Here is a 24,347-nt window from a genome sequence, read left to right as displayed (position 1 = left end):
TTGGACAGTGTACTCTTCCAAAGGCTTCATTGCTGGAGAAAGCTAATTTCAGTCTATATGGCGGAAGAGAATTGAGCCAAAAGTTTCCTTATGTTGTTGCTGACTCAAATGTATTAATATTATTGATAATCAGCTAGATAAATCATTATAATTTATCCACATACTAACATTAAGCATGCTAAAAATTGTTGTTATTTGAAAGAAATTTTCAGTGTGCCACCAATCTTTTCGTTGGTATGCATAATCAGTTCTTTATTGTTAGAAATAATTTTATTCCAGTAATGATTTCCTGCAAACCTGCTTTCCATGACCTCAGCATTAAAACCATTTTCAGAAATGTGTATCTGATTTGGATAATAAGCAAAGTTTGAAATTCCAAAATCGCTCATTTCAGATTCAGTAAAGATATTGACCTCTCCAAAAAGTTTTGCTACATAAGTATTATAAGGGTTTTTATAGGTTTCTTCCGGGTTGTCATTCTGTATAAGTCTTCCGTTTTCAAGAATAACAATCTGGTCAAGCCACGGGATAATGTCCTGCAGTTCGTGGGTAGAAATGATCAGTGAAATATTTTTTTCTTTCACATACCTGAAAAGCTTTTCCCGAAGTTCGATTTTCCGGGCGTAATCGAGATGGCTGAAAGGCTCATCCAGCAAAAGTAATTTTGGTAAAACAGAAAGTGCTCTTGCGATGGCAACTCTTTGCTGTTGTCCGCCACTCAGATTTTTAGGAAGTGCATTAGCCGATTCTACCAATCCTACAACCTCTAAAAGCTCGTTTACGGTTTCTTTTTTCTTAGCTAAATTAATATTAGAAATAAATTTTCCCACATTGTCAGCTACTGTCGCATAAGGCATCAGGTCAAAACTCTGTGCCACAAATTTCATTTCAGCTTCTCCCGGAACGAGGTTTCCTTTAGGTCCCATCAGTTTTCTGTCTTCAAACAAAATTTCACCCTGTTCCCAGTTTAAAAGCCCATATACAAGGCTCAATAAGGTGGATTTTCCACAGCCGCTTTCGCCTGCCAACGCCAGTATTTTCCCCTCTTCAAGTTTGAGGTTAAAATTTCGGAACAAGGGCTGTTCTTTGGTATGTGAAAAATGTAAGTTGTTTATCTCTAGTAGCATTGTACAAAAATACGGTTTTAGAAAACACTGGCATATTTTTAGTAATTTAGCAAAGACTTAAATTTTATGATAATGCAAAGAAAATTATTCTCTCTGGCTATTCCTGCACTTTTTGCTGCAGCTGTAGTTATCTCATGTCAAAAAGAAAAACCGTTGATAAATGAAGGAAACCAAGTGGCTACGACAAAAGACGGCAATAAATATGTTGTTGATACTTTAAACAGCAGAGTGGAGTGGAAGGGTTATAAAGTTTTCAAGTCTGAAAATACGAGTCATTTCGGAACCATTACTTTTGAAAGCGGTGATGTTACAGTAAAAGATGGGCAATTGGAAAGCGGACAATTCGTAGTGGATATGAATTCTCTTACCTCTGTAGATTTACAGGATGATGCAGATCAGTTGGATAAACTAAATGGACATTTAAAAAGCGGAGATTTCTTTGAAACAGAAAAATTTCCAACTGCCTCCTACGAAATTACAAAAGTGACTCCGTCTGATCAAGGCGATTATAATACAATATTGGATGGTAATTTAACGGTAAAAGGTATTACAAAACCTGTTCAGTTCAAAGCAAATGTTTCTGTAAATGATGGAGTTGTGAGTATTGCAACCGAACCAAAAGATATAAAAAGAGAAGAATTTGGCGTGAGATTCCAAAGTCCTGCAGAAAATGGCGTTATAAAAGATGAGGTCAGTCTTCAGATCAATATGAAAGCTTTGGAAAAGAAATAATTTTTTAATTAAAGTCTGTTTTTGTGAAAAGGCAGATTTTTTATGATAATTAAAAACTTTTTAAACTGAAAACCTTATTTTTGCAGTTACATTTTTTGAAAGGGTTAATATAATGACAGAAAAGATAGAAGAATTACTCATCGAAGTACAGAGCTTCAGCGCAACATCCAAAGATGAGATAGAGAACTTCAGAATCAAGTATAACGGTAAAAAAGGAGTACTGAATGATTTCTATGAATCATTAAAAACTGTTCCGAACGACCAGAAAAAAGATTTCGGACAAAAAATCAATTCTTTGAAACAAGCTGTTGCTGCCAAATTGGAGGGCTTTAAAAGTTCAGCTGAATCTTCTGTTATCCTCGAGAAAGAAGATCTTACAAAACCGGCCTTTCCTTCAGAACTGGGTTCTAGACATCCTATCAATTTAGTGAAAAACAGGATTATAGATATTTTTAAATCTATTGGGTTCGCTGTGGCAGACGGGCCGGAGATTGAAGACGATTGGCATAATTTTACGGCACTTAATTTACCAGAATATCACCCGGCAAGAGATATGCAGGATACTTTTTTTATTGAGCAGAACCCCGATATTCTTCTAAGAACACATACTTCGTCTGTTCAGATCCGTTATATGGAAGAAAATCAGCCGCCGATAAGAATTTTGTCTCCGGGAAGGGTTTTTAGAAATGAAGCGGTCTCGTCACGCTCACACTGTATCTTTCATCAGATTGAAGGTTTATATATCGATGAGAATGTAAGCTTTGCAGATTTAAAACAGACCATTCAGTTTTTTACAACAGAACTTTTCGGAAAATCTAAAATTAGAATGCGACCTTCGTATTTTCCTTTTACAGAACCAAGTGCAGAGATTGATGTATACTGGGGATTAAACTCTGAAACAGATTACAGAATCACAAAAGGAACAGGTTGGTTAGAAATTATGGGTTGCGGAATGGTAGATCCTGCAGTTTTGAAAAACGTAAATATAGATTCTGAGAAATATTCAGGCTATGCTTTTGGAATGGGTATTGAAAGAATTACAATGCTTCTTTACCAAATGAGCGACATCAGAATGTTCTTCGAAAATGACATTAGAACACTAGAACAATTTAAGTCATTATAATCAATTTATAATTAAAATAAATTCAAATCCTGTAAATTAATTTTTTACAGGATTTTTTATTAAATTTATACTATAATTACACACAAGAATGATTAGAAAATCAATGAGTTTTAGATTGAGAAAAGTTGTGCAATATTCTCTTATTATTTGCATTTTACTAATACAGTGTATCATAGCTGGATTTTTTTATAATGAGTTTGTCAATAATAGAAATCTAAAATTTATTGAAAAACAGATAAGTGAGGTTCACCGGTTGGAAAATTTGACTGACGACTCTAGAAAAGAACTCAACAATGCTCAGGATTATTTTCAGAAATATGTAGTAAGTGAAAATGATGAGTACTTAAAATTTTATTTTATTTCTGTTAATAAGCTGATAAAAAATCTGGACAGTATTAATAATTTCAAATTTCAGAACCCAAATTTGAAAATTATTTTGGCATCACACAAGGGTGAAGCTGTAGATGCTAAAAATTTGAAACTGAAAGTAGATTCTACCTATGAGTTTTCTACTAAATCAAATATAAAAATCCCCGAAGATTTACCAAAGCTTAAAAAATATAACTTCGATTACAATTTTGATAAATTTGAAGTTCAGACAAAAACTTATTCTGATACGCTAAAGAAAAAAGGTTTGTTTGGTCGTTTAGGTGATGCAATAGCAGGAAAGGAAAATGTAAGAAAAGATAGCGTTGTGGTCACTGTAAAAGGAGGTAAAATCTTAGATGTACCCACCATAAAAACTGAATTTGACAGTATTATAAAGTCAATCACAAAGCACTATACTAAAGAAGTGCAGAAAATTCGAGTGAATGTTGGGAAGAATAAAGACAGAGATAAAAATGACAACAGTAAATTTTATTCAACCTTCAATTCATTATTGGTATATAGCAATGGATTAATGAATATTTACGAGTTTGCAGTTAAAGATTCTAAGTCAGATCTGGAAAAAGAATATGCCGACCAAAATTCTGAAAGCAACAAAATCAGAAAATATCTGGTATTGGGATTAATGGTTTTGATGTTCATCGTCTCCATTTTAATCATGTATTTTACCAGAATTGCTTTCATATATGAAAGAAAATTGAATGCTGCCAATAAACAAATCAGTGAAAACCTGAATTTTAAAAATAGGATTTTGGGTATGCTTAGCCACGAATTGAGATCGCCATTGAAAATTATAGGTATTTTCATCAATAGAATTAATAAAAAAACAACTGATGAAAGCATCAAAGAATATCTGAAATCCATAAGCTTTACCAATAATACTCTACTAATGCAAGCCAATCAGATTCTTGAATATACAAAGAATCAGCATGTAGAAAATAAACTGATACCCGTTGTTTTTAATCTTAATACTGAAATAGATTCTATTCTAAATTCAATTGAACCTTACATCCAAACTAGAAATAATAAATTCATAGTTAATAAAAATATAGATCCGGATTTGATGATTTTTTCTGATAATACTAAAATCAATCAGATTTTTATGAATATTCTAGGAAACGCCAATAAATTTACAGAAAACGGGCAGATCACTGTTACAACTACAGCAAAGCTTGCCGATGAAAATACGATTGCGCTGATCACACAGATAAGTGATACAGGAGTCGGGATTTCAAAATCGGATGTAGAAAAAATATTTGAACCTTATTATCAAGGAATTATTTCTAATGAGGTAGAAAATTTGGGTGCAGGTCTTGGGTTAAGCTTATGCAAAGAGCTTATAGAATTGTATTCAGGAAATATTTCGGTTTCAAGTGAACAGCATGAAGGTACTGATGTGTTTTTCACGATCAATTTAAAGATTCACAGATGAATTATTCTGAACAAACATCAGTCACATTTCTGCTTGCCGATGATCACAGTCTGATAAGACAGGGGATTATGTTTTTACTTGAGGAAATGAATGTAGATCATGAGGTTTTTCAAGCATCTACTCTGCAACAGACACTAGAATTGATGAAAATGAATTCTATCAGCATAGCAATAATTGATGCTCATTTTCCTGACGGTAACAGCTTCAGTGTTTTACCAGAAATAAAAAAAATAAGTCCGGAAACTAAAATTCTTATTTTCACAGGTACAGAATATGCACAGTCGCTTAAATTTATTAATGCAGGTGCAAATGGTTTTCTTAGTAAACTCAGCGAAGAATCCGAAATCAAAGATGCTTTAGAAAAGATGATTAGAGATGGTGAATATATTTCAGCAGATGTACAGGCTTTGCTGATGAATTCGTTGCGAAACGGTGATATCTTAAATCCTTTGTCACGCCTTACAGAAAGAGAAATGCAGATCGCCGAAATGTATGCGAAAGGGTATGGAAATCTTGAAATTGCAAATAAACTCAACATCAAGCAGAATACGGTAAGTACTCAAAAAAAGCGGTTGTTTGATAAGTTAAAGATTGAAAATATCGTTGAACTCATCGAACTCATTAAAGATCATAAATGATTTTATAATAAGAAGAATCATTCATCACGCTCAAGATTCCTAATTTTTAAAAATTCCTCCAACTTTTAACCGTAAAATTATCAAGTACAATAGTTTGTCGATAAATATCTACAGATGATGCGATATATATCTAAAGTGTTTTTAGAAATTATATATCTATATCTGTGTATTTTTGTATCAATATAAATGGTTATTTAAACATATTTGTTAAATAAAACAAAATTTGATTCTAAAACCATAAATGATGATATTTCCCGATATAAACATTTATAAAACACCTTGATGAAACTAAAGTGTCATAATTCAGAGCCGAAAGGCTCTGTATGAGACGCTTGAGATGAAAAAAAAATTACAAGATTCTAAAAACACATGTGATAAGTCCGGTATCAGCACACCGCAAAAAATGTACTGTGATAGATGCAGGAAAAAAGCCAAAGCAAATTCTGCTTTGGCTTTTATTTTTCTTCTGACAATATATTGTTACAGCCCTCCTGAATTAAAACTATTTTGTAAACTTTAAAGGATATTTTACATTTTTGTAGTCATCCAAGCTGGCTTTCAGCGATCCTACTGCCAGTTCGGCTTTTAGAAGCAACGGAATGTGATTGGCATCATTGGAAACCCACATCGTCACTCCTTCTTTTTGTTTAAAAACCCTTCCGCTTTTTACAGACGGAATAATTTTCAGCGCATTAATCGTTCCGAATTTTGTTTTTAAATTTTCTGTTCCTACGACTTTTAGCTGAAATGGAAACATCTCATCATCAATCCAAACGTTCATATTAAAAACAGTTCCGGTTTTTAATTCTGCTGTCGTCTTGCTTCTTAAAAAATAGAAACAAGAGAGCATATCCTGAACGCCTTTTACAGATTTTATGGTTTTAGAACCATTGGCAGGAGTTTTTTTATCCGTCAAAACCAAGGTGTGGTTATCATGATTAAAAACAGTCTGTAAATGCTGTCTGTATGTTCCTTCTTTTACATTTCTTACATAAAAGCTAGGCAGTTCTGTCTGCATATTGATGTAGCTTTCATAAACATCCTCTACTTTAAAGAAAGCTTTAACGGCGCCCGTAGTCTGTCCGGTTCCTTTTACATATAAATGCGGTACACCTTTATAAGCAGATTTTTTTGCGGTAAGGTTAGCAGATCCGGCGTTTAAAAATCCGTAATGAATCCGAAGTGTTAAAGATTCTCCATCGGTGATATTGGTAATCTGACTCTGACCTAAAAAGAATACAAATATTGCTATAATATTAAATAATTTTCTCATGTTATAAATTTTACAAAAACACTGCCAAATAAAATGCAGTTTTTTAAGTACGATATTTGATAAATCTCAGTTTTTTATTTAAGTTCGATTAAATATGCTTCGCATTAAAATTAGTAAATTTGCAGCTACATACCATTAAATTATCTTCTATTATGATAACGACAGACATATTAATTATCGGAGCAGGACCAACAGGGCTTTTTGCTGTGTTTGAAGCGGGTTTGCTTAAAATGAAATGCCACATCATAGATGCACTTCCTCAACCGGGAGGTCAGTTGGCAGAGCTGTACCCAAAGAAGCCGATTTTCGATATTCCGGGTTATCCGTCTGTAAATGCAGGAGAACTGGTAGATAATTTGATGGAGCAGATCAAGCAGTTTCAACCAGGTTTCACATTAGGCGAAACCGCAGTATCATATAAAAAAATTGATGAAGAGTGGTTTGAGGTGGTTACTAATAAAGGAACAATCCATAGATGTAAAGCAATTGCGATTGCGGGTGGTTTAGGAACATTCGAGCCTAGAAAGCCTACCATGGATAATGTAGCTGATTATGAAGAGAAAGGTCTGGAATATTTCGTTAAAGAACCGGAACATTTCAGGAATAAAAAAGTAGTAATCGCAGGTGGTGGAGATTCTGCCTTAGACTGGAGCGTTTTCCTGTCAAATGTTGCAAGTGAAGTGACTTTGATTCATAGAAGAAACGAATTCCGTGGAGCTTTAGATTCTGTAGAAAAAGTTCAGGATTTAAAAAATAAGGGAAAAATTAAATTGATTACTCCTGCTGAAGTCACTGCCATAAAAGGTGACGGTAAGGTAGAAGCAATCACCGTGATAAGAGATGGCGAAGATGCATTTGATATAGAAACTGATTATTTTATTCCTTTATTTGGACTAACTCCAAAGCTGGGCGAAATTGCTCAGTGGGGTTTAAATATCGAGAAAAATGCAATTGTAGTCAACAATGCTTTAGACTATCAAACCAATATAGAAGGAATCTACGCAATTGGTGATATCAACACTTATCCTGGAAAATTAAAGCTGATTCTTTGTGGCTTTCACGAAGCTACTTTAATGTGTCAGAGCGTTTATAACAGATTAAATCCGGGTAAAAAATTCGTTTTAAAATATACTACCGTAAGTGGAGTAGACGGATTCGACGGTAGCCGTAAGGAAGCTGAAAAAGCAGTTGTAAAAAAGATAGATTAATTCAGTTGTCAGTATTTGTTATCAATTGTTAAACAGAAAGCATCAACCATCAATCAACAAAATGAGCGATATAAATATAAGAATCACTGACAGGGAAGGTTTGACCCACGATATCGTAGCGCCTACAGATATGTCAATGAATTTAATGGAAATCATCCGTTCTTATGAATTGGCAGAGGAAGGAACGATCGGAGTCTGCGGCGGAATGGCCATGTGTGCCTCATGTCAGGTCTATGTGATTCAAGATCCGGGACTTGAGCCGATGGGTGATGAGGAAGATGCAATGCTTGGTGAAGCATTTCACGTACAGCCAAACAGCAGATTAGGCTGTCAGCTTCATATTGCAGATGCTATGGAAGGTCTTGAAGTGGAGATTGCACCTTATCCTTAGAAAATCTTTACTAAGAAAATATAAACTCCCTAAATTGTTTTTAGGAGTTTTTTTCTTAAAATTTTAATGGTTCAAATAAAAATATCCAAATCAAATGATTTGGATATTTCAATATGGTGATTTATCTTTATTTTAAAGGAATATTCGCTAAAATATCTTTTGTAAAACTCCAGAATTTTTGTGTCGAAGAAATATTTGCTTTTTCGTCAGGCGAATGAGCTCCTCTAATAGTTGGGCCAAAACTTACCATTTCCATTTCAGGATAATTGGCACCGATGATTCCGCATTCTAATCCAGCATGGCAAGCTACAACATGAGGGGTTTCTGTAAAGTTTTCGATATAGATTTTTTCCATCAGCTGTACGATTTCAGAACCTGGTTTTGGTTTCCAGCCGGGATAAGAACCACTGAATTCTACATTCATTCCTGCCAATTCTGATACTGATTTTAATTGCTCGGCAACAGAATCTTTAGATGAATCAACCGATGATCTGGAAAGGTTCAAAATTTTTAAACCACCTTCCTTCAATTCAACTCTAGCTACATTGTTTGATGATTCTACCAAATCCTTAACATCAGGGCTCATTCTGTAAACTCCGTTGTGAAGGGATTTTAAAACTAAAATAATTTTCTTTGAATCTTCCTCAGATAGTGCTTTGTCTGAGCTTGTAGAATTTTCAATATTGATTTGAAGTCCTGCCTCGATAGAAGCAAATTCTTCTAAAATTTCTTTTTTAATTCCATCGGCTACATTCTCAATAAATTCTCCTGAGTTTCTTACAGAAATCACAGCCACAGCTTCTCTTGGAATGGCATTTCTTAAACTGCCACCGTCGATAGAAATCAACTGAATGTTTTGGTTTCCTAAAGCTTTATACAAAATCCTTCCCAGAATAATATTGGCATTCCCGAAACCTTTGTGAATATCCATTCCTGAATGTCCACCCTGCAATCCTTTCACTTCAATTCTTGCAATTTGTCCGTTAGAAGCTTCTGTAGAATAGTTTTTACTTACCGTTACATCAATTCCGCCTGCACAACCAATATCTATTTCGTCATCTTCTTCTGTATCCAGATTTAAAAGGATTTGCCCGGATAATTGACCCGGTTTTAGACCTAACGCTCCAGTCATTCCCGTTTCTTCATCAATGGTAAAAAGTGCCTCCAAATCAGGGTGCGGAATATCAGAACTTTCAAGAATTGACATGATGGTTGCAACGCCTAAACCGTTGTCTGCACCTAGAGTGGTTCCTTTTGCTTTAACCCAGTCACCGTCAACTTCCATTTGAATTCCCTGAGTTTCAAAATCGAAATTTACATCGTTATTTTTCTGACAAACCATATCAAGATGCGACTGCATCACGACGGATTTACGGTTTTCCATTCCTGCAGTGGCAGGTTTTTTAATTATTACATTTCCTACTTCATCAACCGTAGTTTCTAAACCTAAATTTTCACCGAATTCTTTGATGAAAGCGATTACTTTTCCTTCTTTTTTAGACGGTCTCGGAACAGCATTTAATTTGGAAAAATTCTTCCAAATGATCTGCGGTTCTATGTTTGATAGTTCCATAAATTTATTTTTATCAAAATTACAAAATCGCTATGATTTAGAAACGAAAATACCAAACTAAAACTTGGCGATTGCATATGACAAATAAAAAAATAAAAAATGCTCCCGAAATTCAGGAGCTGTATTTTTACTAATTACTAACTAATTATCTAGCATCCGCACTCGCCATAAATTGGCATCGTCGTAATGCTTCCGTCTGGTTTTTCAATGGTTAAAGTACCTTCAAAAAGTAGAACCTCTTCATTCTTTATTTTCTTGCCTCTCACAGAGATTTTATAATTCTCATTTTCAATTTCTTTGTTGAGTTCTTCATCTACTTCCATGTCGCTAGAAGAAATCAGATTCATTGCAATTCTTTTGCCGTCGAGTTTCATGTAAGCGGTTTTCCCTGCATCATCGGCGTAAATGTATTTTTCGTTTTCAAAATCTGCTTTGTTTCTCGCAAAATAACAAGAGCATTCTTTGATTTCTTTCGGAAAAGGAAATATATCTACTAAAATATTAGCAGGTTTAGCATCTGTTTTTACAGAATCCTGAGTAATGTTTACCGAATCTTTTTTTGCTGAATTTGAAATTGTTTCTTTCTCCCTTTTACAGGCAATCAGAGTCAGAGCAAAACAAATAATGATAAGATATTTCATTTGAAATTTATTTTTAATTTAAAAGCAAAATGCTTAGCTTATCCTCTTGATCTCTCAAGAAGAACCATCATCAATAGAGAAAGAACGACTAAACTTTCATCCTGGTCATCGATATCAATCAGTCTGTCAAGCTGAAATCTTCTTCCAAACATGGAAGGCATTTTTTTTAATTTAAAATAATCTTTTCCGTCACTGCCTTTTACAGTGTAAGAGGGGTTTAGAAAGTATCCTGTAAACATTCCGATAATAGGGATTTCACCCACCATTCCGTCGAAAAACTTTACCCAAGCATTATCCTCGCTAAGCGTAAATTTTGCTTGGTCATTTTCATCTAAAATGTCATAGGTTGATTTCCAAATAGAACGCATTCCTTTTCTTGCTAATCTACCAAAGTTCTTTCCTAGGGTATCTTTTATAGAATAAGATGCATTAAAATCAATCCATTGGTTGGCCTGAATTCTGAAAAGTTCTTTTGTCTTGCTTTCGTCATTGAAAACAATCACATCTTCCTTCAGCTTAAACATTTTCTGACGCACATAAGCTACAGAGTTTCCCTGTCTGTCTGTTATGTTGAAATCGCTGGCTAGCGTTGTAATTTTAAATTTAAAATCCAGCGGATAATTTAAGTTGTTAAGTACCATTAAAGTTTATTTTTCTGTTTAATATTTTGATGATCAAAGATAATGGTTTTAAATAATTTAAAGATTAAAACATTTAAAAAGAGAATTTTTATAATCAGAATGTGATGCTTCTCCGGATTACAATCTTAAAATTCTCAACTATAATTCTTATTTTTGCTCTATGGATTATCCAAGTAAGGTATTGGCAAAAGCAGTTGAGGAAATTTCCGGACTTCCGGGAATTGGCAGGAAAACGGCATTGCGTCTTGCGCTTCATTTACTTAAACAGCCTAATTCCAGGGCGACAGGTTTGGGAAATTCTATTATCAATCTGGTCAATGAAATCAAATATTGCAAAGAATGTCATAATTTTTCAGATTTTGATATCTGCGAAATCTGCAGCAACGATAAACGCAGTGATGAGCTGATTTGCATTGTTGAAGATGTGCGTGACGTCATTGCTATAGAAAATACCGGAAAATATAGAGGAAAATATTTGATTTTAGGAGGAAAAATTTCTCCGATGGAAGGTGTGGGACCTCATCAGCTGAATATTCCAAGTATTGAAAAAAAACTGCAGCACGGCCACGCAAAAGAATTTATTTTTGCCTTGAGTGCTACGATGGAAGGTGATACCACCGCTTATTATATTTATAAAAAATTCAAAAATTCGGGCATTCAGTTTTCAAGTATTGCACGGGGAATCTCGGTAGGTGATGAATTAGAATATGCTGACGAAATTTCCTTGGGAAGATCGATCACCAACAGGCTTCCATATAACGAAAAAGATTAAAATGACTCAAAAACTTTCAATCGTTATCGTTAATTATAATGTGACTCAGCTTTTGAGAAAATGTCTCCAGTCCATTCACAGATATGCCGAAGAAATCGACTACGAAATCATTGTAATTGATAACAAATCTACCGACAGTTCGTGGGGCGAGCTTATCTCAGAATTTTCGGAAGTGAAATTTATTTCATCCGAAAAAAATGAAGGTTTTGCGATAGCAAATAATAAAGCGATTGATACAGCTAATGGTGAATATCTTTTAATTTTAAATCCGGATACCGAATTGGAAGGTTTTTATTTAAATCAAATTTTGAATTTTGCCGATTCTAAAACCAATTTTGGCTGTTTAGGCGTAAGGATGCATGATGCTAACGGAAATTTTCTACCGGAAAGCAAACGTTCTGTTCCGGATACTTTCAATTCTTTCGAAAAGCTGTTTACAAATTTCAAAAAGAAAAATTCAAAATCATATTACCGAAATGATGTTGAAGAATTTGAAATTGCAGAAATAGAAGTGATTACCGGTGCATTTTTCCTTGTTAAAAGAGAAGTTTATCAAAAAGTTGGCGGTTTTGATGAAAAATACTTTATGTACGGTGAAGACATTGATCTGTGCTATACTTTATTGAAAAGCGGTTATCAGAATTATTATTATGGAAAAGCGTCAATCCTTCATCATAAAGGCGAAAGCACAATAAAAGATAAAATTTATCTCGAAAGATTTTACGGAGCAATGCAGATTTTCATTGATAAATACTACCGCAAGAGTAAACCTCTACAATATTCATTTCTTAAGGCCGGTTTAAAATTAAGACACAAGATAGAGCTTATTAAACTCAAATAAAAAAGCAACTCAATTCATTAAGTTGCTTTTTTATTTATCTTGAAAATAATTTCTTATTTAGTAGCCGGAACATTTACCGGAGCTGTAGTTTTAGAAGCAGGAGCTGTTTGATTAGCAGGAGCTTCAGTTTTTGGCATTGGTGGAATTCCCGGTGCAGTTTGTTTAGGTTTCCCTGTTACCACTACGCTGATTAAAATCAGAACGATAATTGTCGCTCCCAAAGTCCATGTAGATTTTTCCATGAAGTCGTTGGTTCTCTGCACTCCGAACTGTGCAGAAGACGCACCTCCGAATGTACTTGAAAGGCCGCCTCCTTTAGGATTTTGAGCCATAACAACGATTACCAATAAAATGCTGGCAATCATAATAAGAACCATCAATAGTGTAAATATAGTATCCATTAATTCTAATATCTTTTTGAATGGGCAAATTTAATGTTTTTTTGCAGAACCGCAAAATAAGATTTCACTAAAAAGAAAAAGCGGCAACAATTGTCACCGCTTTTTTTATGCTATGTTGAGTTCTTATTTGAAATCAGTGTCTTTAGCCTGATTAACCTCGTAAGATTTTACATTCATCGTCATATCCATCCCCATCTGGCTCATCGTAATGGTATAAGGCATCTTCACACCTGCCACATCTTTATAGTTTGAATACGTTGTAGGAACTGTGAATGTCTGTCCCTGGGCCTTTTGTACTTCAGTTTTACCTGTTTTCAAACCGGTTTTTACGCTATAATAATGAGTCTCATCGCCCGCCTTGATTGCATAAGAATCTTCTCCGTTAATTTTTTCAATTCCTGCCAATTTATAATCTGCAGATTTAGCAAAACCTAATTCTTCGAAAAGTTCAGTATTTTTCAGATTGTCTGCGATTTCTTCTTTTGTCATTGCTACTTTCTGACCTTGTTGCTCAGAAAATCCTGTTTTTCCGTCAAAAACCTGCTTCTGAAGAGTCATTGCTCCCATAGTAACTAATTGAAGCTCTTTTCCTCCTTGTGCTTTGATTGCTTTGATATCTATAGTCTGACCTTGCATAGACATAGAAGCATTCATTGTATAAGAAGAAACTTTTGCAAGATTTGCTTGCCCGCCGATTGCAGTAATATATTTATCTACAACCGAAGCAACGGTTACGCTTGCATCAACTTTTTGAGTAGAAGGTTTTGCAACCGGATTTGCATTGGCATCATAATATTTTACAGGGTACCCCAATTTTTCTAAACCTTCAGAGATATCAGACGCTTTACCTGCGATGAAGATTCTGCTTTGGTTTGGTAAAACTGTAGCTTTTACAGCATTTGAAACATCCGCTGCAGTTACTTTATCAATTGATTTTAAATAATTCGTATAAAAATCGGCAGGAAGATCATTTACTTTCTGGCTTACTGCAAATCTTGCGATTGTTGCAGGCTGCTCTAGTGACATGATGAAGCTTCCTTTCAACTTAGCTTTTGCATTTGCCAATTCGTCTGCTTTCACTGTAGAAATCCCGTTGATTTCATTCATGAATTCTTTTACTGCTTTATCAGTAACTTCATTTCTAACGCTTGCTTCAGCTGAGAAATCAGGAGAATATTTGCTCGCATTCATGCTTGAGTAAGCACCGTAAGTAAAGCCGTTTTTCTCACGAAGATTCATGAAAAGTCTTGCTTCACCACCGCCACCTAAGATGTAGTTGGCAATTGTAGCAGGAAAATAATTAGGATCTTTCATTTTCAGCGTGTTGATATTTCCTACAGAAACTACAGACTGCACGGCAGAAGGAACATCTACTACGTTGATCTCTGTTTTTGCAACATTAGAAGCCGGTTCCATTGGAGCAAAAGTAGTGTTGGCTTTTTTCCAGTTGCTGAATGCTTTTTCTACCAAAGGTTTTACCTTGTCAAACTTTACATCACCTACGATTACCAGATAAGCGTTATCCGGAGCGTAATATTTTTTGTAAACGTTCTGTACGTCAGCTAATTGGATTTTGCTTACAGATTCTACCGTTTCAAATTCTCCTCTTGAAGTATTTTTTCCGTAGATCAAAGCGTTCGAAACTCTTGAAGCGATTGATGAAGCATTTTTTTCTTCACTTTTGATTCCTTCAATAGCTCTGTCTTTAGATTTTTGAATTTCGTCAGCAGAAAATTTAGGATTGATGATCGCATCCGACATTAAACCTAAAACCTCAGGAAAATACTTTGAAAGCGAATTAGAAGAAGCTCCTGCAGAAGAGAAACCTAAGTTGGCCCCCAAAAAGTCTATTTTTTTGTTGAATTCGTCTTTGCTTAAAGTCGTTGTTCCGTTACCAAGCTGATCGGCCATGATTTCGCTTACTCCTGCAACATCACCCTCAAAATAAGGTTGTCTGTCCATAGAAAGGCTCATGTTGACTCTTGGCAATTTATTGTTTTCAACGACCATTACAGTTAAACCGTTTTTTAACTGAAAAGTTTTTGGCTGGGCAATGTTGATCGCAGGAGTGGGTCCCGGTTTTGGCATTGCATTAAGGTCAATTTTTTGCGCAGAAAGCATTCCTGTAAATAAAAATGCTACGGCTATATATGTTAATTGCTTTTTCATTTGTAAAAATTTAATTTTAATAATCCTTATTTAAATCGATCATTGTATTAAGATTAAAGAAGTCATTTGTCTGAAATCTAATATCTTGAATCTATTTAATGATTACTTTTTTTCAGGTACGTAATTAATGATTACTCTTTGGTTAGGATTAAGATACTTTTTAGCAGCATTCTGAAGATCTTGTTTAGTAATAGATCTGTAAATGTCGATTTCTTTATTGATCAAATTTGTATCTCCCATCAATACGTGGTTTGTAGCCAATGAAGCTGCAATTCCCTGAATGCTTGAGTTAGCATTTACAAACTGATTCTCAAACTGATTCTGAAGTTTTTGGTAATCTTCCTGAGAAATCAATGTGGTCTGAAGCTTTTTGATTTCAGCATCAATGTCCGCCTGTAAAGTCTGCTTCGTAGTAGCTCCCATCGGGATTGCAAAGAATGCAAAAATACCGTAATCTTCAAGGCCTTGGTTGAAAGCCTGTACCTGAAGCGCTTTTTTCTCCTGATCTACTAATTTTTTGTATAAAACTGAAGATTTTCCGCTGCTCAGGTAAGAAGAAAGCATATCTAGTATATAAGCATCTTTTTCTTTGTTCGCTGGAGTTCTGTATGCGAAAACATAAGCAGGAAGCTGGATATTCGGATCAGTTGCTGTTACTTCTTTTTCCTGAGTGATAGGAGTATCTTTCGGGAAGTTTTTAGGATAAACAGTTCCTTTAGGAATTCCACCGTAGTATTCCTGAATCCATTTTTTGGTCTGTTCAGGTTTGATGTCTCCTGCTACAACCAAAGTTGCGTTGTTCGGAACGTAATATTTTTTATAAAAAGCTTTGAATTCTTCCAGTTTTGCTCCATTCAAATCTTCCATAGAACCGATAGTCGGCCAGTTGTAAGGGTGATTGGTGAAAAGATTTTTTTGTACTGTTGTGAAAAGATTTCCATAAGGCTGATTATCCATTCGCAGTCTCTTTTCTTCTTTTACTACTTCTCTTTGTGTATCTACACCAATCTGGTTGATTTCTGCATGACGTAATCTTTCAGCTTCCATCCAAAGACCCAATTGCTCGTTATTTGACGGGAAAGTTTCGTAATAATACGTTCTGTCGTTGGTAGTATTTGCATTGTTTTGTCCACCGTTTGAAGAAACGATTTTAAACCATTCTCCTCTTTTGATATTAGGAGTTCCTTCAAATAATAGGTGCTCAAAAAAGTGAGCAAAACCTGTTCTTCCTATCACTTCATCTTTTGCACCTACATGATACATCACACCTGTAGTTACTACCGGTGCTGAATTATCCTGATGAAGAATTACGTGTAAACCGTTTGGTAAATCATATTCTTCGAATTTGATTTGTTGTGCATTCAGCATTACTCCAAAAAAAGCAGCAGCTGCAACGCTAAGAAGTCGTTTTTTCATAAATAGAAATTGTTTTGTCAATGAGTACCAAAAATACATTAATTGTTACAAATTTTTAAGAAAATTTTGTAGTTTTAAAAGTTGGAATCTGAATTTGATTTCAATCATAAAGTTCTCACATTTTAAGAACTAAATTTAAAAACTCAATTCCATCGATTTTCATGAAAAGTTTTTTAGAAAAGAATGTTTCACCGGATTCATTGATTACATTATTCAGCCAGGCTCCGGTCGCGATGTGTCTGCTGGTTGGTGATGATCTTATTATACACAATGCCAATCCAATGATGCTTGAATTATGGGGAAAAGATGCTTCTGTGGTTGGTCAGCCTCTATTTGAAGCGCTTCCGGAAATCAAATCTCAGGGTTTCGTAGAAATCTTTGACAATGTCTATATTAAAGGAGAAATTTTTAACGGAAATAAACTTCCTGTTTTCCTGGAAAAATCAGGAAACTTAAAAGAATATTTTTTCGATTTCATTTATGCTCCGGTTTTTAATGAAGACCACAAAATTATTGGGGTAAGCGTAGTTGCAACAGAAGTAACCGATCAGGTCATCTCTGAAAGAAAGCTGAAAGAAAGTGAATACAGATTTGAGGATCTGATAAAAAAATCAGACTATTCTATTGCCATTTATCGCACAGACGATTTATATATTGAGCTCGCCAATGATCTTATGCTCAAAACATGGGGGAAAGATGCTTCTGTAATAGGATTAAAACTCGAAGATGCTTTGCCTGAGCTTGAGGGACAGCCTTTTATCGGTATTCTAAAAGATATTTTTAAAACAGGAAAGACGTACACCGCTACTGAAGACCGCGTAGATTTGGTGGTTGATGGTAAGCTTCAGAGCTACTATTTTAATTTTTCATATAAGCCATTAAAAAATTCTGCCGGTGAAGTCTATGCTATTCACAATATGGCGGTTGATGTTACAGATTTAGTTACCGCACGAAAAGAAATTCAAGAAAGAGAAGAGAAATTCAGAGATCTGGCCGATTCTATGCCACAGTTTGTGTGGACATCAGATAAAGACGGAAAAATCACTTATATGAATGATAACTGGTACAGATATACAGGATTTGAAAAAGATGAAGATCCTGCAGCTGGCGTTAAAAGAGTGATGAAACCGGGTGTTTACGAGAATGTAGAAATCCTTTGGGCAGAAAGTGTAAAAGAAGGAAAGCCTTTTGAAATGGAATACCAATTCATTGATCCCGGGAAACCTGAAGTGTACAGATGGTTTCTGGGAAGAGCAGTTCCCGCTTTTGATGAAAACGGAAGTGTAAAACAATGGATAGGTACTTTTACAGATATTGATGATTTTAAACAGCTGCAGACACAGAAAGATAATTTCTTAGGAATTGCCAGTCACGAGCTGAAAACACCTTTGACGAGTTTAAAAATTTACACTCAGTTTATAGAGAAAAATCTTGTTAAAAAGAATGATTTAAAAAATGCCGAAGTCGCTGCAAAAATGGATGGTCAGATTGACTTATTGACGAGTCTGATCAGCGATCTGTTGGACGTTACCAAAATTCAGAACGGAAAAATTCAGCTTAATGAAACGGAATTTGATTTTGATCTGCTCACCGAAGAAATTGTCGCCGAACAGCAGATGACTTCAAGGCACAGAATAATTCTTAATCAATCCACAGTCGGAATGGTTAATGCAGACCGCCACCGTATTTCACAGGTCATGAGTAATCTGATCAGTAATGCTACAAAATACTCTCCAAATGCAGACAAAGTCGAGATATCCACAGAACTGAAAGGCAATGTGGTCTCCTTCAGTGTGAGAGATTTCGGAATAGGAATTCCTCAAGACAAGCAAGCCAAGGTTTTTGAACAATATTACAGAGTGAGCGACTCAAAGGAACATACATTTCCTGGTTTGGGTCTTGGTTTGTATATATCATCTGAAATCATCAAAAGGTCTGGTGGACGCATTTACGTATTGTCGGCAGAAGAAAAAGGGTCTGATTTTTGTTTCGAAATTCCAAAAAATAAAAACGTACAACAAAATGCCTAGTCAGACAAAAGTTTTAGTGGTAGATGACAGTCCTGCAATCGTTGATTCTATAGAAATGATGCTTGATTTTGAAGGGTTTGAGATTGAGAAATTTTATAAAGGTTCAGACATGCTCAAGACTTTGAATCCCGATTCAAAACCCAATGTGATTTTAATGGATATGTGGCTTTCTGGCGAAGATGGCAGAGATATCTGTAAAGAGATCAAAGCTGATGAAAACCTTAAAGATATTCCGGTTTTGATTATGTCAGCAAGCCGCGGTTTGGAGCAGTCTGCGTTAGATGCCGGTGCAGATGCTTTTATTGCAAAACCTTTTGACCTGGGTGATATGGTTGATCGACTGAAAACGTATGCCAAATAAATTTCAAAACTTACAATAGATCATCAATCAGCAGAATTTTTTGCTGATTTTTTTTTAAATTCTAATATCTTATTCAGAAATTCTAAATTTCAAGATGTAAATTCGTCATTTGAATTCTCCTTATAATACACTATTTTTGTGTTCCCAAATTTTTTGCAGTATGGATTATCTGAAAGGACTCAACGAACCACAATTCGAAGCCGTTACCTCATTACAAGGACCTCTCATGGTGCTTGCAGGAGCGGGTTCCGGTAAAACGCGTGTACTTACCATGCGGATTGCGCATTTGATTACCAATGGTATCGATCCTTTCAATATTCTGGCGTTGACCTTTACCAATAAAGCAGCAAAAGAGATGAAGGAACGTATCGCAAAAGTAGTCGGACAAAGCAATGCAAGAAGTCTTTGGATGGGAACTTTTCACTCAGTTTTTGCAAGAATCCTCAGAAGTGAAGCGCATTATCTCGGTTATCCTTCTAACTTTACGATTTATGATCAGCAGGATTCCTTAAATGTCATCAGGAAAGTGCTGAAAGATATGAATATTGATGCCGATTTGTATAAGCCTAAAAAAGTACAGGCAAGAATTTCCAATTATAAAAATAATCTGATTACCGTAAAAGCATACTACAACAATCCTGAATTAATGGAAGCTGACGAAAAAGCCAACATGAAATTCATCGGGAAGATTTATGAAAAATATGTAGAAGCCTGCTACAAAAACGGCTCAATGGATTTTGATGATTTGTTGCTGAAAACTAACGAATTGCTGACAAGATTTCCTGAAGTTTTAGCAAAATACCAGGACAGATTCCGATATATTTTGGTAGATGAGTACCAGGATACCAATCATTCTCAATATTTAATTGTGAAAGCCTTAGCTTCAAAATTTGAAAATATTTGCGTAGTAGGCGATGATGCACAGTCGATTTACTCTTTCCGTGGTGCGAATATTTATAATATTTTAAATTTCAAAAAAGATTATCCTGATGCCATGACGGTTTCACTCGAACAAAATTACCGTTCTACGCAGAATATCGTGAATGCTGCCAATGTGGTAATTTCCAAAAACCTTCAGCAGTTTAAGAAAAATGTCTTTAGTGAGAACGAAGAAGGTGAAAAAATAAAAGTTTACCGTTCGCTATCTGATGCCGATGAAGCCAATTTCGTGGCCGGAAATATTTGGGAACTGAGAAACAGAGAGCAGAAAAAATTCAGCGATTTTGCTATTTTATACCGTACCAACTCCCAGACCAGAGCATTTGAAGACTCTTTGAGAAGAAAAAATATTCCGTACAAAGTCTACGGCGGTCTGTCATTTTATCAAAGAAAAGAGGTGAAAGATCTTATTGCATATCTTCGTCTTTTGGTAAATGAAAATGACTCTGAAGCGTTAATGAGGATCATCAACTATCCAACCCGGGGAATTGGTGAAACGACACAAAATAAATTAATTGTTTTTGCAGATTCACAAAACATTCCGGTGTCAAAAGTTTTGGATAATTTAGGAATGTATGCGCCGCAATTGAAATTCAACAATGGAGTTTTAACCAAACTGAGCGATTTTTGGTCAATGATCAAAGCATTTCAGGTCTTGCTTAAAACAGAAACAGCATACAGCGTTGCAATGGAAGTGGCAAAGCGAAGCGGTTTGATTAAATTTTTAAAAGACGATCAGACTCCGGAAGGAGTTTCGCGTGTAGAAAACGTTCAGGAATTAATGAACTCGATGCAGGGCTTTATTGAAGAACAAATGCAGTTAGAAGACGGCGATCCTAGCTTGCCTAATTTCCTTGAAAATATTGCACTTTCTGCCGATACCCAAAGAAAGGATGACGGAGAAGATATGGTTTCTCTGATGACGATCCACCTTTCTAAGGGTTTAGAATTTCCTGTTGTGCATTTGGTGGGATTAGAAGAAAACCTGTTTCCGAGTTTTATGAGTTCTGCGACCCGTGAAGATTTGGAAGAAGAAAGACGTTTATTTTATGTTGCGTTAACCCGAGCTGAAAAGCAGGCATTCTTCTCATACGCAGTTTCACGCTTTCAATGGGGGAAAATTACCGATGCCGAACCTTCAAGATTTTTGAGTGAAGTTGATGAGCAATATTTAGAATTATTAAATCCCGCTATTGAGAGCCGATTTATCAATAATGCAGGGATTACTTCCAATATTTTTGATGAACATCCTTCCGAAATGAGGAGCTTCAAAAAAGTGGAAAAGAAAACCATTGCAAGATCTGAAAATGAGAAGCCCATTGCCGAGCCGAGAAAATTAAAACCCGTAAGTACCGCAAAAATTATCAATCCAAGCGGGGCTTCTTCGCAGGATATCGAGGTGGGAGACAAGGTAAGACATGATCGTTTCGGTATCGGTGAAGTTAAATTCTTAGACGGAACTGATCCTCAGAATATCAAAGCAAAAGTGGTTTTCCTGCACGAAGGTGAAAAGAATTTGATTTTAAAATATGCTAAATTGACGAAGATATAGTTTTAGATAATTTTAGTGTAATGAAAAAAATAATTTCTATTTTATCACTCTTATTTTTACTCGTAAGTTGTAAAAAACAAGATTATGATGAATTTGATTTTTCATTTGACAATACTTTTGAAACAGATTTTTCTATAAAATTTAATCCTAATAACGATTCTGTTTTTATTAGGCAAAATTGGTCATCAGATGATTCGAAACATCCATTAAGCGAAACAAATTATATTTCTCAACTCAATAAGCAGCAAAAAAAGGAGTTTGATAGTTTTATTAATAATACCAATTTTAAAAGTTTCGATACTCTATATTTTGAAAAATATTCAGATGGTGAATACTTTAGCTTTTTTATTAAAAAAGACGGATTACATAAGAATATAAAAGTTCATAGTCACCATTTACCAAAATCGTTAGTAAATTTTGCTGATTGGATTTATAAAACAAAAAAAACTTTAAAACTTATAGAAACTCAACGAGAATTTGAATTTAAAAGTAAAATTCCTGTAATAAAGCCTCCCAATTCGTTTATTTTTTATGAGCAATGATAAAATTTACCATCGCATCATTCAACTCATTTTGATACATCTTATCAGTAGTTCTGAAACCGTGATCACCTTTTTCTACAACGATTAATTCATTTTCTGTATTAGCCTTTTTAAGCATTTTTACAAGTCTTTTAGAGTGTCTTATAGGTGCTACTTTGTCTTTATTTCCATGCAGGATTAAGGTAGGAACGGTATTTTGAGTGTAGTTAATAGGAGAGATCGTTTTACAAAATTCTATCACTTTTTTCCGGTCTGTTTTTATATCATATCCTGTCATTCCTTTTGCGATTTTTGATCTGATATCAATGATTTTTTCGGCAATTAAACCAACAATAAACAATAAAGGTTTTGGCGCTCTGGTATGAAGAAGTCTGTTGATATCTGTAGGTCCAAAATTATCAACTACATAATTGACCTTGCCGGAATATTTAGCAAGTTCTGGATCTCCAACAAATTCATTATCCGAAGTGTATGCGGAAAGCAATGAAAGATGTGCACCTGCAGAAACTCCCCAAAAGCCAATATTCTCTGAATCAAAACCATATCTTTCTGCATTTTTTCTTACCCATCTTACTGCGTCTTTTGAATCTTCTATCGGACCCGGAAAGTGGATGTCCTCACTTACCAAACGATAATTGACACTTAAAACAGCATAATTTTTTTCAGTAAGTTTTAAAATGGTTTGTTCGATGTAATTATCCGGAGCAATTACTTTGTCGCCGAGCGCCCAAGCTCCGCCATGCAAAAAAATGACAACCGGTATTTTCCCGGTAGATTTTCTGGGTTTATAAATATCTAAGAGAAGATCTTTACCCGTACCGTCTTTCTTATAAGTAATATTTTCAGAAACAGCCGTTTTTTCCTGAAGAAGGGTGCTTTTTTCGGTTTGTGCAAATAGGGATGCTGAAATAAAGAAAATAAAAAACAGGTTTAGAAAAAACCTGTAGATATTTATATTGCTAGTTGCTAAATTCATAAAATATTTTTGAATAGGTGTTATTTTACTAACTCCTCAAAAAGTTTACCAAAAGTCTCTTCCAGGTCTTTAGATTTTCCGGGATGAGGTCTTGAGGTTTGTACAACTGCGCTTCTCAAAGCAGTCAGCCAGCGGAAACGTTCCGGAATTTCCATCTCGGCAACCGGCCCGCCGTCTTTTGCACCATTGGCAATTTTCTGAAAACTTTCAAGATTATGAATGATATCATCATAATCGAGTTTGCTTTTGATTAACTTAAATTTATCTGGACAAAGATAAAATTCCACCCGTATAAATTTTTCTTTTTTTGAAAACATGATAAGCCCTATGTTGAAAAATTCTTCTCTTTCAACCTTTGGCACCAGGCGAATTACGGCGTATTCGTATATTTTATCCTCTTGCATTTTTGGCTTCGTTTACAAAGATTTGAGAATTTTCTAATCGTGTTTTCATAAAGTTAAAATACACCTCACGGATCTCGTCCGGGCTTTCTTCAGCATCGTTCCAATGTAACCAATCTTGCGGGATCAAATTGACGATCTCTCTGAAAACCTCATCATTTAAAACTTCATGGGCAAACTTTTCAGCTTCATCCAACATTGTGGCCTGCGGAAGTAAAACATGGTCTTTTACATATTTGAACGGGGTCTTCGCAGCAACATCAAAATTTTGCCAAGAGTGGTGAAAATAAAATGAGGCACCATTATCAATAACCCACAATTCTTTATGCCACATCAGAAGATTGGTATTCCTAAAAGTACGGTCAATATTGGTAATAAAAGCATCCAGCCAGACAATTTTCGAAGCTAAAAGAGGTTCAACTTTAATATTTGAATCAAATGCAATCGATTCTGAAAGATAATGTAATCCTAAATTTAAACCCTCCGAAAGCTTCAGTAGATCCTGAATTTCTTCATCAGCTTCTGTTCTGCCAAAATCCACATCAAGATTGGCAAAAACCAGTTCTGGAATCTGTAAACCTAAAGCTTCTGCGATTTTCCCACCTAAAAGCTCAGAAATCAGCATTTTTACTCCATGACCTGCACCACGAAATTTTAAAACATATTTAAAATCATCATCAGCTTCTGCCAAAGCAGGAAGCGAACCGCCCTCCCGCAACGGAAGAATATAACGCATTACTGTAACTGTTCGTAAATCCAACATAACGCAAAAATAAGATTT

General features: G+C 35.1%; 23 protein-coding genes. 12 read left to right on the top strand and 11 right to left on the bottom strand.

Annotation, left to right across the window (positions count from 1 at the left end; genetic code table 11):
* Positions 1-191: 191 nt before the first annotated feature.
* Entirely contained in the window at positions 192-1,127 is a 936-nt protein-coding gene (locus K0U91_RS02625; protein WP_220180308.1) for a sulfate/molybdate ABC transporter ATP-binding protein, read from the bottom strand.
* Positions 1,128-1,199: 72 nt separating this feature from the next.
* Here K0U91_RS02625 and K0U91_RS02620 point away from each other — a divergent pair, with 72 nt between their 5' ends.
* From K0U91_RS02620 to K0U91_RS02605, 4 genes are all read left to right on the top strand, one after another.
* Positions 1,200-1,859: a YceI family protein gene (locus K0U91_RS02620; RefSeq protein ID WP_220180307.1), complete on the top strand. Its 660-nt coding sequence runs from the start codon at positions 1,200-1,202 to the stop codon at positions 1,857-1,859.
* A gap of 112 nt (positions 1,860-1,971) precedes the next feature.
* On the top strand, positions 1,972-2,982 hold the full coding sequence (gene pheS, locus K0U91_RS02615; protein WP_220180306.1) for a phenylalanine--tRNA ligase subunit alpha: 1,011 nt from the start codon (positions 1,972-1,974) through the stop codon (positions 2,980-2,982).
* Between the two features lie 262 nt (positions 2,983-3,244).
* Positions 3,245-4,801 (top strand): sensor histidine kinase, encoded by a 1,557-nt coding sequence (locus tag K0U91_RS02610; RefSeq protein ID WP_258561900.1) that lies wholly within the window; start codon positions 3,245-3,247, stop codon positions 4,799-4,801.
* A complete protein-coding gene (locus tag K0U91_RS02605) occupies positions 4,798-5,439 on the top strand; it encodes a response regulator (protein ID WP_220180304.1) in 642 nt (213 codons plus the stop codon). Before K0U91_RS02610 ends, K0U91_RS02605 begins: the two co-directional genes overlap by 4 nt.
* Before the next feature lie 502 nt (positions 5,440-5,941).
* Here K0U91_RS02605 and K0U91_RS02600 read toward each other — a convergent pair.
* Positions 5,942-6,712: a DUF3108 domain-containing protein gene (locus tag K0U91_RS02600; RefSeq protein WP_219970854.1), complete on the bottom strand. Its 771-nt coding sequence runs from the start codon at positions 6,710-6,712 to the stop codon at positions 5,942-5,944.
* A gap of 152 nt (positions 6,713-6,864) precedes the next feature.
* Here K0U91_RS02600 and K0U91_RS02595 point away from each other — a divergent pair, with 152 nt between their 5' ends.
* Together K0U91_RS02595 and K0U91_RS02590 are read left to right on the top strand one after the other, a co-directional pair.
* Positions 6,865-7,920: an NAD(P)/FAD-dependent oxidoreductase gene (locus K0U91_RS02595; RefSeq protein ID WP_220180303.1), complete on the top strand. Its 1,056-nt coding sequence runs from the start codon at positions 6,865-6,867 to the stop codon at positions 7,918-7,920.
* Positions 7,921-7,981: 61 nt separating this feature from the next.
* Positions 7,982-8,311 carry a 2Fe-2S iron-sulfur cluster-binding family protein gene (locus K0U91_RS02590; protein ID WP_220180302.1) on the top strand — a complete coding sequence of 110 codons (330 nt, stop codon included), beginning with the start codon at positions 7,982-7,984 and terminating at the stop codon, positions 8,309-8,311.
* A 127-nt stretch (positions 8,312-8,438) separates the two neighbouring features.
* Here the strand turns inward: K0U91_RS02590 and K0U91_RS02585 are convergent, their stop codons facing one another.
* From K0U91_RS02585 to K0U91_RS02575, 3 genes are all read right to left on the bottom strand, one after another.
* Complete coding sequence (locus K0U91_RS02585; protein ID WP_220180301.1) at positions 8,439-9,884, bottom strand: aminoacyl-histidine dipeptidase; 1,446 nt, start codon at positions 9,882-9,884, stop codon at positions 8,439-8,441.
* 149 nt (positions 9,885-10,033) lie between these two features.
* A complete protein-coding gene (locus tag K0U91_RS02580; protein WP_220180300.1) occupies positions 10,034-10,525 on the bottom strand; it encodes a hypothetical protein in 492 nt (163 codons plus the stop codon).
* Positions 10,526-10,563: 38 nt separating this feature from the next.
* Positions 10,564-11,166 carry an LURP-one-related/scramblase family protein gene (locus K0U91_RS02575; RefSeq protein WP_219970862.1) on the bottom strand — a complete coding sequence of 201 codons (603 nt, stop codon included), beginning with the start codon at positions 11,164-11,166 and terminating at the stop codon, positions 10,564-10,566.
* Positions 11,167-11,326: 160 nt separating this feature from the next.
* Between K0U91_RS02575 and recR the strand changes: the two genes are divergently transcribed.
* Both recR and K0U91_RS02565 read left to right on the top strand, forming a co-directional pair.
* Entirely contained in the window at positions 11,327-11,938 is a 612-nt protein-coding gene (gene recR / locus K0U91_RS02570) for a recombination mediator RecR (RefSeq protein WP_219970864.1), read from the top strand.
* A 1-nt stretch (position 11,939) separates the two neighbouring features.
* Positions 11,940-12,779, top strand: a complete 840-nt coding sequence (locus K0U91_RS02565; RefSeq protein WP_220180299.1) for a glycosyltransferase family 2 protein — start codon at positions 11,940-11,942, stop codon at positions 12,777-12,779.
* A gap of 53 nt (positions 12,780-12,832) precedes the next feature.
* Here the strand turns inward: K0U91_RS02565 and secG are convergent, their stop codons facing one another.
* The 3 genes from secG to K0U91_RS02550 all read right to left on the bottom strand — a co-directional run bounded on the left by secG (position 12,833) and on the right by K0U91_RS02550 (position 16,765).
* Positions 12,833-13,180, bottom strand: a complete 348-nt coding sequence (gene secG / locus K0U91_RS02560; protein ID WP_220180298.1) for a preprotein translocase subunit SecG — start codon at positions 13,178-13,180, stop codon at positions 12,833-12,835.
* A gap of 123 nt (positions 13,181-13,303) precedes the next feature.
* Entirely contained in the window at positions 13,304-15,349 is a 2,046-nt protein-coding gene (locus tag K0U91_RS02555; protein ID WP_219970868.1) for a M16 family metallopeptidase, read from the bottom strand.
* A gap of 102 nt (positions 15,350-15,451) precedes the next feature.
* Complete coding sequence (locus K0U91_RS02550; protein ID WP_219970869.1) at positions 15,452-16,765, bottom strand: M16 family metallopeptidase; 1,314 nt, start codon at positions 16,763-16,765, stop codon at positions 15,452-15,454.
* Positions 16,766-16,926: 161 nt separating this feature from the next.
* On the opposite strand from K0U91_RS02550, the gene K0U91_RS02545 reads away from it, so the two are divergent.
* The 4 genes from K0U91_RS02545 to K0U91_RS02530 all read left to right on the top strand — a co-directional run bounded on the left by K0U91_RS02545 (position 16,927) and on the right by K0U91_RS02530 (position 22,189).
* Complete coding sequence (locus K0U91_RS02545; RefSeq protein ID WP_220180297.1) at positions 16,927-18,795, top strand: PAS domain-containing sensor histidine kinase; 1,869 nt, start codon at positions 16,927-16,929, stop codon at positions 18,793-18,795.
* Complete coding sequence (locus K0U91_RS02540; RefSeq protein WP_219970871.1) at positions 18,788-19,156, top strand: response regulator transcription factor; 369 nt, start codon at positions 18,788-18,790, stop codon at positions 19,154-19,156. The genes K0U91_RS02545 and K0U91_RS02540 overlap by 8 nt, the downstream gene beginning before the upstream one ends.
* A 160-nt stretch (positions 19,157-19,316) precedes the next feature.
* Positions 19,317-21,647 (top strand): ATP-dependent helicase, encoded by a 2,331-nt coding sequence (locus K0U91_RS02535; RefSeq protein WP_219970872.1) that lies wholly within the window; start codon positions 19,317-19,319, stop codon positions 21,645-21,647.
* Positions 21,648-21,667: 20 nt separating this feature from the next.
* Positions 21,668-22,189 carry a hypothetical protein gene (locus K0U91_RS02530; protein WP_220180296.1) on the top strand — a complete coding sequence of 174 codons (522 nt, stop codon included), beginning with the start codon at positions 21,668-21,670 and terminating at the stop codon, positions 22,187-22,189.
* On the opposite strand, the gene K0U91_RS02525 is transcribed toward K0U91_RS02530, so the two are convergent.
* From K0U91_RS02525 to K0U91_RS02515, 3 genes are read right to left on the bottom strand one after another with little or no spacing between them, the layout of a single operon-like run.
* Positions 22,170-23,165 carry an alpha/beta hydrolase gene (locus K0U91_RS02525; protein WP_220180295.1) on the bottom strand — a complete coding sequence of 332 codons (996 nt, stop codon included), beginning with the start codon at positions 23,163-23,165 and terminating at the stop codon, positions 22,170-22,172. The two genes, K0U91_RS02530 and K0U91_RS02525, sit on opposite strands and share 20 nt — an antisense overlap.
* Before the next feature lie 20 nt (positions 23,166-23,185).
* Positions 23,186-23,569 (bottom strand): DUF3037 domain-containing protein, encoded by a 384-nt coding sequence (locus tag K0U91_RS02520; protein ID WP_219970875.1) that lies wholly within the window; start codon positions 23,567-23,569, stop codon positions 23,186-23,188.
* The gene (locus K0U91_RS02515) at positions 23,556-24,329 is read right to left on the bottom strand and encodes a HipA family kinase (RefSeq protein WP_219970922.1); all 774 of its coding nucleotides are present in this window, start codon (positions 24,327-24,329) and stop codon (positions 23,556-23,558) included. Before K0U91_RS02515 ends, K0U91_RS02520 begins: the two co-directional genes overlap by 14 nt.
* Positions 24,330-24,347 lie beyond the last annotated feature (18 nt).

This window comes from Chryseobacterium sp. LJ668 (assembly GCF_019613955.1).
Lineage (GTDB): Bacteria > Bacteroidota > Bacteroidia > Flavobacteriales > Weeksellaceae > Chryseobacterium.
This window is presented reverse-complemented; position numbering and strand designations above follow the sequence as displayed.

Bases quoted from the DNA above. Each gene is read 5' to 3' on its own strand.
- K0U91_RS02625 (WP_220180308.1), bottom strand. From the start codon at position 1,127: ATGCTACTAGAGATAAACAACTTACATTTTTCACATACCAAAGAACAG.
- K0U91_RS02620 (WP_220180307.1), top strand. From the start codon at position 1,200: ATGCAAAGAAAATTATTCTCTCTGGCTATTCCTGCACTTTTTGCTGCA.
- pheS (WP_220180306.1), top strand. From the start codon at position 1,972: ATGACAGAAAAGATAGAAGAATTACTCATCGAAGTACAGAGCTTCAGC.
- K0U91_RS02605 (WP_220180304.1), top strand. From the start codon at position 4,798: ATGAATTATTCTGAACAAACATCAGTCACATTTCTGCTTGCCGATGAT.
- K0U91_RS02600 (WP_219970854.1), bottom strand. From the start codon at position 6,712: ATGAGAAAATTATTTAATATTATAGCAATATTTGTATTCTTTTTAGGT.
- K0U91_RS02595 (WP_220180303.1), top strand. From the start codon at position 6,865: ATGATAACGACAGACATATTAATTATCGGAGCAGGACCAACAGGGCTT.
- K0U91_RS02590 (WP_220180302.1), top strand. From the start codon at position 7,982: ATGAGCGATATAAATATAAGAATCACTGACAGGGAAGGTTTGACCCAC.
- K0U91_RS02585 (WP_220180301.1), bottom strand. From the start codon at position 9,884: ATGGAACTATCAAACATAGAACCGCAGATCATTTGGAAGAATTTTTCC.
- K0U91_RS02580 (WP_220180300.1), bottom strand. From the start codon at position 10,525: ATGAAATATCTTATCATTATTTGTTTTGCTCTGACTCTGATTGCCTGT.
- K0U91_RS02575 (WP_219970862.1), bottom strand. From the start codon at position 11,166: ATGGTACTTAACAACTTAAATTATCCGCTGGATTTTAAATTTAAAATT.
- recR (WP_219970864.1), top strand. From the start codon at position 11,327: ATGGATTATCCAAGTAAGGTATTGGCAAAAGCAGTTGAGGAAATTTCC.
- K0U91_RS02565 (WP_220180299.1), top strand. From the start codon at position 11,940: ATGACTCAAAAACTTTCAATCGTTATCGTTAATTATAATGTGACTCAG.
- secG (WP_220180298.1), bottom strand. From the start codon at position 13,180: ATGGATACTATATTTACACTATTGATGGTTCTTATTATGATTGCCAGC.
- K0U91_RS02555 (WP_219970868.1), bottom strand. From the start codon at position 15,349: ATGAAAAAGCAATTAACATATATAGCCGTAGCATTTTTATTTACAGGA.
- K0U91_RS02550 (WP_219970869.1), bottom strand. From the start codon at position 16,765: ATGAAAAAACGACTTCTTAGCGTTGCAGCTGCTGCTTTTTTTGGAGTA.
- K0U91_RS02545 (WP_220180297.1), top strand. From the start codon at position 16,927: ATGAAAAGTTTTTTAGAAAAGAATGTTTCACCGGATTCATTGATTACA.
- K0U91_RS02540 (WP_219970871.1), top strand. From the start codon at position 18,788: ATGCCTAGTCAGACAAAAGTTTTAGTGGTAGATGACAGTCCTGCAATC.
- K0U91_RS02535 (WP_219970872.1), top strand. From the start codon at position 19,317: ATGGATTATCTGAAAGGACTCAACGAACCACAATTCGAAGCCGTTACC.
- K0U91_RS02530 (WP_220180296.1), top strand. From the start codon at position 21,668: ATGAAAAAAATAATTTCTATTTTATCACTCTTATTTTTACTCGTAAGT.
- K0U91_RS02525 (WP_220180295.1), bottom strand. From the start codon at position 23,165: ATGAATTTAGCAACTAGCAATATAAATATCTACAGGTTTTTTCTAAAC.
- K0U91_RS02520 (WP_219970875.1), bottom strand. From the start codon at position 23,569: ATGCAAGAGGATAAAATATACGAATACGCCGTAATTCGCCTGGTGCCA.
- K0U91_RS02515 (WP_219970922.1), bottom strand. From the start codon at position 24,329: ATGTTGGATTTACGAACAGTTACAGTAATGCGTTATATTCTTCCGTTG.